The 10,536-nt window shown below is 39.9% G+C and carries 11 protein-coding genes; 2 read left to right on the top strand and 9 right to left on the bottom strand.

What is annotated here, in order from left to right; genetic code table 11:
- Positions 1-94: 94 nt before the first annotated feature.
- From CWC30_RS15980 to CWC30_RS15950, 7 genes are all read right to left on the bottom strand, one after another.
- On the bottom strand, positions 95-883 hold the full coding sequence (locus CWC30_RS15980) for a putative porin (protein WP_138627592.1): 789 nt from the start codon (positions 881-883) through the stop codon (positions 95-97).
- 207 nt (positions 884-1,090) lie between these two features.
- A complete protein-coding gene (locus CWC30_RS15975; protein ID WP_036983105.1) occupies positions 1,091-1,465 on the bottom strand; it encodes a PH domain-containing protein in 375 nt (124 codons plus the stop codon).
- A complete protein-coding gene (locus CWC30_RS15970; RefSeq protein WP_138627591.1) occupies positions 1,465-2,373 on the bottom strand; it encodes an ABC transporter ATP-binding protein in 909 nt (302 codons plus the stop codon). Before CWC30_RS15970 ends, CWC30_RS15975 begins: the two co-directional genes overlap by 1 nt.
- Positions 2,370-3,197 (bottom strand): ABC transporter permease subunit, encoded by an 828-nt coding sequence (locus CWC30_RS15965; RefSeq protein WP_138627590.1) that lies wholly within the window; start codon positions 3,195-3,197, stop codon positions 2,370-2,372. Before CWC30_RS15965 ends, CWC30_RS15970 begins: the two co-directional genes overlap by 4 nt.
- A 143-nt stretch (positions 3,198-3,340) precedes the next feature.
- A complete protein-coding gene (locus CWC30_RS15960; RefSeq protein WP_138627589.1) occupies positions 3,341-4,519 on the bottom strand; it encodes a cystathionine beta-lyase in 1,179 nt (392 codons plus the stop codon).
- Positions 4,520-4,522: 3 nt separating this feature from the next.
- Complete coding sequence (gene nudC, locus CWC30_RS15955) at positions 4,523-5,449, bottom strand: NAD(+) diphosphatase (protein WP_138627588.1); 927 nt, start codon at positions 5,447-5,449, stop codon at positions 4,523-4,525.
- A gap of 186 nt (positions 5,450-5,635) precedes the next feature.
- On the bottom strand, positions 5,636-6,130 hold the full coding sequence (locus tag CWC30_RS15950; protein ID WP_138627587.1) for a LabA-like NYN domain-containing protein: 495 nt from the start codon (positions 6,128-6,130) through the stop codon (positions 5,636-5,638).
- Between the two features lie 139 nt (positions 6,131-6,269).
- On the opposite strand from CWC30_RS15950, the gene CWC30_RS15945 reads away from it, so the two are divergent.
- Both CWC30_RS15945 and CWC30_RS15940 read left to right on the top strand, forming a co-directional pair.
- On the top strand, positions 6,270-6,893 hold the full coding sequence (locus CWC30_RS15945) for a hypothetical protein (protein WP_138627586.1): 624 nt from the start codon (positions 6,270-6,272) through the stop codon (positions 6,891-6,893).
- Complete coding sequence (locus CWC30_RS15940; RefSeq protein ID WP_076921623.1) at positions 6,893-7,639, top strand: DUF3307 domain-containing protein; 747 nt, start codon at positions 6,893-6,895, stop codon at positions 7,637-7,639. Before CWC30_RS15945 ends, CWC30_RS15940 begins: the two co-directional genes overlap by 1 nt.
- 69 nt (positions 7,640-7,708) lie before the next feature.
- Here CWC30_RS15940 and CWC30_RS15935 read toward each other — a convergent pair whose 3' ends face one another.
- Entirely contained in the window at positions 7,709-9,106 is a 1,398-nt protein-coding gene (locus CWC30_RS15935; RefSeq protein WP_138627585.1) for a DEAD/DEAH box helicase, read from the bottom strand.
- Between the two features lie 170 nt (positions 9,107-9,276).
- A complete protein-coding gene (locus tag CWC30_RS15930) occupies positions 9,277-10,116 on the bottom strand; it encodes an isopenicillin N synthase family dioxygenase (RefSeq protein WP_069439918.1) in 840 nt (279 codons plus the stop codon).
- Between the last annotated feature and the right edge of the window lie 420 nt (positions 10,117-10,536).

Here is a 10,536-nt window from a genome sequence, read left to right as displayed (position 1 = left end):
AATGGCTGGATTAATAGCCTATACTTTTCAAACTAAAAAGCCGAGTATAAAAGTGACTCGGCTTTAATTCTTATGCAGATCTGAGGTTATTTAATTAAAACTGAAAACGCATGTTAGCAAAGTAAGCATCGTTATCTGAGTCATCTGCGTTGTTGCCGTAACCCACTTTTAAACCAATGTTTTTATTGATGAAGTGTTGAGCACCAAAGCTGTAGTTGTCTTCTTTATCGTAAGCTGCAAATACAGAAGTCGCTTTAGAGAAGTAGTAGTTTGTTTCTACGTTCCATTGGTCATCTGCTTCGTCAAGGCTTACAAATGTACCTTCTACTGTTAAGTAGTTACCTTGTTGTAAATCAACAAAGTATTTAGCAGCTACTAAACGATAATCAAAATCATCATCTGATTCTACAGTGATACCTACGTAATCTGTATCGTTTAGCATGTGGTTGTATGCTAAAGAAAAGTATGTAACGTTATCACCATCTTTTTGATCAACAAATCTTACTTTTGCAAGTAAATCTGGGTTAAAGAAATAACCAGCAGAAAGTGTGTATGACTCGTTGTTAGAACCAAAATCAGCATTTTGGTAAGACGCACCAACAACAAAATCTTCAACGAAGTATTCACCGCCAATAGCAGTCACATCGCCAAAATCGTTATCAGCGTAGCCACCAAATACGTTGCTTTGCTTATTGATGTATTCGAATTGATCGTATGGACCTAGTGTGCTTTTTGGAGAGAAGTAGTAAGTAGAGTCCACGCTGATAGTATCGTTGTTATCAGTATCTGTGTAGTTTAAGTTACTGATTGATTGATAGCTATCTGCAGCGTGTGCAGCACTTGATAATAAAAGACCTGAAATAATAATTGCTAATTTTTTCATAATGAAACATCCCTATGTACATTGTTTTTGTACTTTAACTACATTGCTAAAGTGGGGGTATGCTAACGCCACGAAACTGAACAAAAACTGAATCAAGCAATTGTATTTGTTAGGGAATTTGTAAGAAAATGTTGGAGTAATTTATGTTAAAGTAATCGCAACAAGCTGTAAACAATTACTTTAATTTTACACCGATTTTGTTTGTTTCTATAATGAATACTGGCTAATTATCCGATAAACATCATTTATGTTATCACCAGCTTTAAAGTCCTTGCTAATTGGCGTTGGATCTGAACCTACCCATATTTTTAACTCAGCGTCTAAATCAAAGTGCCCAGCACTCTCTTTACTGAACTTAGTTATCTTAGAGTAAGCAATACTGATCATTTCCATTTTAGAACCTGTCACACCTTGTTTATCTAATAAAATTAGTCGCTTATTAGTAAAGATAAACATATCACGGACAACTTTATACGCCTTTTCAACTCGTTCACCTTCAATAAGGGTATTTGCCAATACTTTTTCTAAATCGGCGTCATCCACTTCACTGGCGTTACCCATTAAACCACTAAATAATCCCATTATAGTTTCTCCTGTTTAAATATTTGATTTTCTAGCGTATGACCATTTACTAACTGCCTATACTGCCAATTATGTTGGTGGCAAAATTGCAATAGCGCGATGTCGAGTGAATCGCTAGTTGGTTGATACTCAATCACATACTCTTTATGTTGGCTCATATAAACACGGCTCACACCCTCAATTGCTTGGAGTTGTTGCTCCACATTTTGATACACTTCACTGAGCATTAAAGTGTAAAAATGCTTATCGGTGTTCACTGCTTTAGTTTGGTGCTCGCTTAATACGCCTTTATCTAAATGTAGTACTTGAGAACATAATCGTTCAAGTTCCGTTAAATCATGAGAGCTTAAAATAAACGTCGCTTGAGACGATAGCTCAGACACCAGCTCCCTGACTTCTCTGGCATGAATCGGATCAAGTCCTGCTGTGGCCTCATCTAACATCACAATTTGCGGTGAGCCAATTAATGCTTGCGCTATGGTTACACGCTTGCGCATACCGTGAGATAAGTCCCCAGCGCGGTTTTTTGCAATTTCGCTAAGGCCCACTAAATCAAGCACACGAAGTGCCTCTACGTGGCTTTGCTTAGTACTCATGCCTTGTAGCTTGGCATAAAAACTAAGTTGTTTATCTATATTAAAACGCGGATCTAGCTGGGCATCTTGTGGTAACGCACTCACTTTATTAAATAAAGCAGCACTACCAGGTTTATGGCCAAGTATTTCAAGCTCACCTATGCTAGGTGCGATATAGCCACACAACAAACTAAATAAAGTGGTCTTCCCTGCGCCATTAGGGCCAACTAATGCAACTGGCGCGCCTTTTTGAATCTCGAAACTCACATTATTTAGAGCCAGTTTTGAGCCGTACGATTTACTTAAATTACGCCCTGTTATTAATGATTTCATAGTGAGCTCCTTGCAAAAATACGTTGAGCAACCACAAGTAGCACCGCTGTTTGCACAAGTGGAATAGCTAATGCGCTCAGTAACGGTAAGTTTTGTCCCGCTAATAGCTCTATTTGCACACCAGGGAATAAATAATCAAGCACACTTAATGCGGGTATTTGCCACTCTAGTAATCCAACAATAATGCCACCGGCTGTAAAATATAAAATGGCTAACACAATAGATAAGCGAGATGAGCTCGCAAAAGTATTAATTAAGCTCATTAAGGCTACAAACGGCGAAAAAGTAACTATGAGTATTAAAAATATTGAAACAGCACGACCAAGGCCACCAGCAAGTAAGCTCGGCTCGCGAAACCCGAGCACCGCCAATGTCGCTATAAGCGTGATGCCAACTAAACAGGTTAGTACTGCTAACTGCCCTAAAAAACGACCAAAGAGAATCTCAAAGCGAGTTGAGCGTAATGATAAAAATCTTAGCGTACCGCGCTCTCTATCACCCACAGTTTGATCACTACAAATAAATAAGCTAAAAACAGGAAAACTATACAAAGCAATAAGCCAATACATAGCAAATTCTGCTTCAGGCCAATCAAGTAACTTACTTAATCCAATAGAGCCGGAAATATCACGGGCTATTTGTTCAAAATCGGGGGAGCTGATAATGCCCACTGCCTGCCCTATGGGGTAACGTAAAATAACAAGCCACACTAGCCCAAAAGCCGCCAGTGCAATAAGTCCTCGTTTAGTTAAAAACATACGTACCAGCTCAAAACCCGCGATTTGGGTTAAGCGCCCTACGTTAACAGGTGATGGTGTTGCCATTGACTATCCTTAATGACGTTGTTCGTGCTTTACAATAAGTGTTATTTAACAACACTAAGTGTAAACACGTTGAATTGCTAGCAAAAAAAAGCCTACTCAGAGATAGGCTTTGTAACAAATAATGTAATTTAACCAATTAGTAATTATAAATGTTGCTCATAAATAACTAATGCTTGCTGTAAGTCGGCAATTAAATCTTCAACATCTTCCAAACCAATGTGCAAACGAATAACAGGTCCATGCTCCCAACCTGTTTGCGAGCGCAGCCCTTTCATTGATAGGTTTGCCGTTACTAAGCTCTCAAAGCCCCCCCAAGAAAAGCCCATTTTAAAATGCTGCAAGCTATCTAAAAAAGCATCAATGGCCTTTTGGTTACCGGTTTTCATTACAAACGAAAACAAACCATTACTACCGTCAAAATCGCGTTTGAAAAATTCATGCCCAGGACACGTTTCAAATGCTGGGTGGCGAATATGATCAACCAACGCATGTTGCTCAAGCCATTTTGCTACTTCTAGCGCGGCTTTTTCATGCTGATTTAATCGCACTGCCATGGTACGCAAGCCTCGTAGTGCTAAATACGCATCATCTGCACTGGTGCATTGCCCGAGTAAATAAGAATGTTCACGAAGTGTTGGCCAATATGTTTTATTCGCTACAGCTACGCCCATCATCACATCTGAATGACCTACAATATATTTGGTTGCCGCTTGAATACTAATATCAACACCGTGTTCAAGTGGACGATAGTGCAAACCATTACCATAAGTGTTATCAAGCACCGTCATTACATTATGATCATTTGCCACTTTTACCATGGCGGGAACGTCTTGAACTTCCATGGTAATTGAACCCGGAGACTCTAAAAACAACATTTTGGTATTGTCTTGAATGTACTCTTTTATGTCTGCGCCAATCATTGGCGGATAATAGGTCGTACTAATACCCAACCCAGCTAATATCTTGTCGCAAAAATCACGGGTTGGCTCATAAACAGTGTCCACTATTAAAATATGATCACCGGACTTTAAAAACGATAACAGCGTTTGGCTTATCGCTGCCGCGCCACATGGGTATAACGCACAGCCCTCACCGCCTTCGAGTTCGGTAATTGCCTCTTGCAGAGCAAAATGAGTGGTCGTCCCTCTGCGGCCATAAAACAAGGTTTTGTCGCCACGTGTTTTGGCCGCTTCTTTAAGCTCACTCACAGAATCAAACACAATCGTTGAAGCGCGCTGTATCACTGGATTAACTACGCCATGGGTGTACGCTTTTTTGCGCCCTGATGAAACTAATTGGGTATTTTTATTTTTGCTCGACATGATTCATCCTTCTATCTGAGTACGCCAATATTCAATTAAATAACGCGAAATCGAATCAGCTCTAGGTAGTTTTAAATGCTCCCCTTGATGGTGCCAATCTTTAAATTGCGCAAGTTCTTCGCGAGAAAACCACTTTGCATCTTCAAGTTCATCTTGCTCTGTGCTTATTTCATCACTGCTTGCTGTGGCAATAAAACCCAGCATAATTGACGAAGGAAACGGCCAAGGTTGCGAAGCAATATACTCCGCTTTTTCCACAATAATACCAGCCTCTTCTTTTACTTCTCGGATCACGGTTTGTTCAAGGGTTTCACCAGGGTCAACAAAGCCTGCAAGCGATGAATACAATCCTTTTGGCCAAGTTGCTTGGCGACCCAATAAGCAGCGTTCAATCCCATCAGAAAATGTTTTAGTTACTACCATAATAACCGCAGGATCGGTACGCGGAAAAGTCTGGTGCAAACACGCAGAATTGTCGCATAATCGAGAGTGACCCGCTTCAACTAAGTGATTTTTGGTACCACAACGGCCACAAAAACTATGAGTGGCATGCCAGTAACATAACCCTCGGGCAAGCGCTGCATTTGAGCCATCTTCAAGCGCCACCTGTGTACCAAACTGGCGAATATCTGCAAACTGGGCATCACCAACAATCGTTGCTAATAACGACTCGTCGAGTGCGGTTACATCTAGCGCAAATACGGCATTATCCTGTTTATTTGAACCTAAAAAAATAGCCTGCGTTAAATCTAAATGTGCCACCTGTAGGTAAGCCAAATACACCACCTCAGGGCTACTGTTAGCAAATAAGGTGTGATTGCCTTTAACTAAAAGCCATAAGCTGTCTGCTGTTTTTTTTGCGTCTACCCAAGTAGGGTCTTTGCGCGCATTTGAGCCTCTGTCTAATAGCATATTACTGTAGTTAAGCATGTAATTCCTTGATACTAATTGATTCTTAAAATTACCATAATCATCCACTAAACCCAATTTATTACCGCCATAAAAAAAGCCTAAATTAGGCTTAATTAATCTATGTACCCGTTGTATTAAAAATGTTCATGTTGAAGGTGGGCATTCTGCTCAAAATACACCGAACCAACGCAGCGCTTAGACTTTTTAAAGTAGTAACTGATTGTCAATTAAATGAAATTGCTCAGCACTTTGCTTAAGTACCTCTGCGGTTAATTTATCAGCACCGTATACATCACACGGAACATTGTATTGATTTTTTAAGTGCCCCAGTAATAACGCAAAGTCACCGTCACCCGAGAGTAAAATAACCTTATCAAGCTGCTTTCCCTGCTCTAGCATATCTATGGTTATACCTACATCCCAATCGCCTTTGGCACTGCCGTCACGGCGTTTAATAAAGGGTTTTAGTTTTACTTCAAAGCCAATAGCGCGCAAAATATTTTGAAACTGATTTTGCTTTTCATCACCTCGGTATATTGCATAAGCAAACGCACATTCAATATTGTATTGTTGCTCTATCATTCGCCAAAAGGCATTGTAATCAAAGTTTTTACCGTGGCTTTCGCGACAGGTGTAATAAATATTTTGTACATCGACAAAAATACCTACACGAGGTTTACTGCTTTGTTGTGAGGTCATTATTATGTCCTAATGAGTGATACTTGCAATTGCGTGTTAAGTAACCTAAATTAGTTACCAAACCCAAAGTAACCAATTATAGTTACATTTAACAATGTAACCTAAGTTAGTTACATATAAATAATTTATCTGGATTTTTATGATTGGTGTGATCAGCGGCGATATTATTAAATCGCAAAAAATACCTAAACAACAATACGATGCCATGCTTTATCAGCTAGAGCAAAGTTTACGTGCAAATTCTAATAAAACAACATCTTGGGATATTTACCGTGGGGATGCATTTCAGCTGCAAGTAGAAAAAAGTGAACAATTAGTTACCACCGCTATTCTTATCTACCTACAGCTAAAATCTGCCGGCTATGAACTGCGCCAAAGCATGGCGTTGGGGCACATAGATAACCCTGGTAAGAGTATAAAAACGGCCACAGGCTCTGCGTTTACTCTCTCTGGTCATGAGCTAGATAAAATGACAAACCAGCGTTTTACATTTGCTATTGCAAAGCAACCAGTTGATGAGAGCTTTAAGCTAAACCTAGCGTTTGTTGATGTATTGCTGTGTAAAATAACTCAAAAACAAGCAAACGCTTTGTATGTATATTTAACCCATACTAATAACAACCATGCAGCATTAGCTAAAGAGCTCAATACCAGCCGCGAAAACGTTACTAAGCTGCTTAATCTTGCTAACTATCAGCTGATAGAACGATTTATTTTACATGCACAACAACAGCTTAAAAGCATACAGCAAGGACATGACTAATGGAATTTTCACTATTACTCGTTGCACTGATTATTGGCCACTTACTCGCTGATTTTTATTGGCAACCCATGAGCTGGGTAAACGACAGAAACACCCGTCATTTTAAAGCAAAAAAACTTTACTACCATGTATTGGTTCACGGAATTACCAGTGCAGTCGTTGTGGCACTTTGGGAATATAGTTTTGGCTGGCAACAATTAGGCAGCGTATTACTGGCGACCGGCATTATTATGATCAGTCACTACTTTATTGATATTGCTAAATCGTATTCAAATAAAGGCGTAGTGCCTTTTTTATTAGACCAAATTGCCCATATCACCGTCCTCATTGTGATAAGCATTTGGCTCACTGATAATCAGCAATTTACTAACAATTTTATGGCGTTATTGTTCAACGAAAAAGTGCTGTGGGTTATAACTGGTTACCTTATTATTTTAAGTCCCAGTGCGGTATTTATAAGAATGATGTTAGAGCGTTTAACTAATCACTTTTCTAGTGATGGTAGCCTCCCTTTAGCAGGACAAAGTATTGGTATGCTCGAACGAGTACTTATGCTGACATTTATTTTATTAGATCAGTTTGCTGGGCTTGGGTTTTTAATTGCCGCCAAATCCGTGTTTAGATTTGGCGACTTAAGTGCCAGCAAAGATAAACAACTCACGGAATATGTGATGCTAGGCACGTTACTGAGTGTTAGCGTTACGCTGTTTGTTGGCCTAGGCATTAATTACTTACTGATAAATTAAAAACAAAAAAGCGCTAACCTTAAAGCTAGCGCTTTTTTTGCAGCTGCGTTTAACTAAACGCAGTGACAATTAGTCGTTATTTGCTGGACGACGACGGCGTTGACCACTGCCCCCAACCGATTGACGCTTTGCCCATGGGTTTTGTGCATTTTCATCGGTTTTAGCTGCTGGCTTTTTAGAGCCACCACGACGTGGGCCCGTACCATTGCCACCATTGTTAGGCTTTTTGCTATTAGGCTTGCTGCTATCTGATTTAGGCTTATTAAATGGTTGTTTTTTCTTTGGCTTTTTAGAAGGCAGTGGGCGAGCATCGAGTGCGCGCTCAGCAACAGGGTTAGCCGGTTCAAAGCCTTCTTCTTCAGCACGAGGAATTAACTCGCCAATAAAGCGTTCAATACCGTATAAATCTACTGCATCGTCGACCGTTACAAACGAAATGGCATGCCCTGATGCACCCGCACGACCAGTTCGGCCAATACGGTGGACATAATCTTCATATACATTAGGTAAGTCGTAGTTAACTACGTGTGGAAGCTCAACAATATCTAAACCACGAGCAACAATATCAGTTGCCACTAATACGCGCACTTCACCGCTTTTAAAGCCTTCCAATGCTTTAACACGTGCGCCCTGAGATTTATTACCATGGATTGCTGCGCCAACAATATCATCGCGTTCAAGTTGCTTAACTAAACGATTAGCACCATGTTTAGTACGGCTAAATACCAGTACTTGTTGCCAATCATTGCTACGAATTAAATGGCTTAATAAGGCCGTTTTTCGCGCTTTATCGACAGCGTACACGCATTGAGTCACGCTTTTAGCAGTGGTGTTTTTGGCAGCGACTGAAATTTCAACCGGATCGTTAATTAACCCTTTGGCCAATGCACGAATGTCGTCAGAAAAGGTGGCTGAGAACATTAAGTTTTGACGTTTTTCAGGCATTTTTGCAATTAAGCGTTTAATGTCGTGGATAAAGCCCATGTCTAACATACGGTCGGCTTCATCTAAAACCAGTACTTCAACGCTATCAAACTTAACTGCGTTTTGATTATGTAAATCAATTAAACGCCCAGGTGTGGCCACTAAAATATCAACCCCTTTGCGCAGGCGCTGCATTTGTGGGTTAATTTTTACACCACCGTAAACCACAAACGAACTCACATCAGAATGCTTAGCGTACTCTTCAACGTTTTCGCTTACTTGCAACGCAAGCTCTCGGGTTGGCGTTAAAATAAGCGCACGTACATGATTACTTTTTGCTTTAGTGCCCGACGATAAACGCTCAATTAGTGGCAAAGTAAAACCAGCGGTTTTACCTGTACCTGTTTGTGCTGCGGCCATTACATCGCGACGCGCAATAATTGCTGGGATAGCTTGAGCCTGAATAGGCGTTGGCGTTTCATAGCCCTTTTCTAAAACCGCATTAACTAAAGACTGTGATAAACCTAAACCATCAAAACTCATATAAACTCTCTATTTCAAATTAGGCCAAAGTGGCCAGTTGCGCGCATTATACCTTTAGTAGCTCAGAATGCATGCCATTATTTACTTTGTGCCAAATCAATACACACAAATACTAAAAAAGCGGCTAAACAGCCGCTTTTATTTACCTGAGCATTACAAATGCTAAAGGATTATTTTACACCTAACTCACGTAAACGCTCTTGTAAGTAGCTATCTGCTGTGTAGCGTTCCGATAACACCACATCTGGACGAGGGTGTAAAAACAATGGTAATGAAATACGTGATTTGGTTGTTGCTTTACCCGATGGATTAATTACACGGTGAATCGTTGATGGGAAGTAGCCACCCGATGCTTCTTGTAACATGTCACCAATATTAATAATTAGACTACCAAAATCACATGGCACGTCTAACCAATCGCCATCGGTTTTTTGTACTTGTAAACCCGGCTCGTTTGACGCTGGTAGTACGGTTAATAAGTTAATATCACCGTGCGCAGCAGCACGAATAGCACCAGGCTCTTCATCACCTGTCATTGGCGGGTAATGTAAAATACGTAACAACGTTTGCTCAGATTGGGCAATCATATCTTTTAAATCGATAGAGAACTTAGCACGCACTTCTTCAGGCGCTTCAGCCTGAACCCAGCTTAATAATGTTGCCGCAAATTCATTAGCTAAACGGTAGTACTCACGCACATCAGCTTCTAATTGTGCAGGAACACGGCCTTTAGGGTAAACATGAAAGTACTCTTTAATGTCTTTTACTGTATGGCCTTTAGCAACTTCTGATACCGACGGTGGAAAATAGCCATCTTGCGTTTCTTTTGAAAATAAAAACTCATGCTTTTGCTCTGAGTTAAAAAAGTCTTGCCAATTTTTATAAATAGACTCAACTAAAGATTGCGGAATAGGATGGTTTTTTAATACGCCAAAACCAGTATTTCTCAACGATTCAACAAATTGCGCAGCCGCATCGTCCGCTTTATAATCAACTGTAGGTAATTGCATGGTACATTCCAGTAAGTAGGTTGTTAGAAGCCATTTACCAATTCGCTTGAGTAAAGATCCATTAAATTAACTAAATATTACATGCTAACTACGCAAAAAAAATTATATCTAGTTGTTCTAGATAAGGTTTTTTAAACGCCGATAAACAACGACTTAATACATTGAATTAATCATAGGTTTATGCAAATTGGTATTACATTCAAATATAGCTTAACTACTTAATTCAAGTAATAAAGGCTGCATTTATATGCTGTGCGAGGATAGACAAACCCCTTTGAAATTATAAGGACATATGTCCGCACTCAATTGGCAAGCCCTTTCTAGCTTGATCGAGATCAAAATAATGCCAATATTGAATTTTCATCCCATCGTACCAATCTCTTATTTATCAGCACCACACACTTTATCAATTAGTTAAGG

The organism is Pseudoalteromonas sp. S4741, from assembly GCF_005886135.1.
Classification (GTDB): domain Bacteria; phylum Pseudomonadota; class Gammaproteobacteria; order Enterobacterales; family Alteromonadaceae; genus Pseudoalteromonas; species Pseudoalteromonas tetraodonis.
Note: the sequence above shows the minus strand (reverse complement) of the source record. Positions and strands in the feature narration are given on the sequence as shown.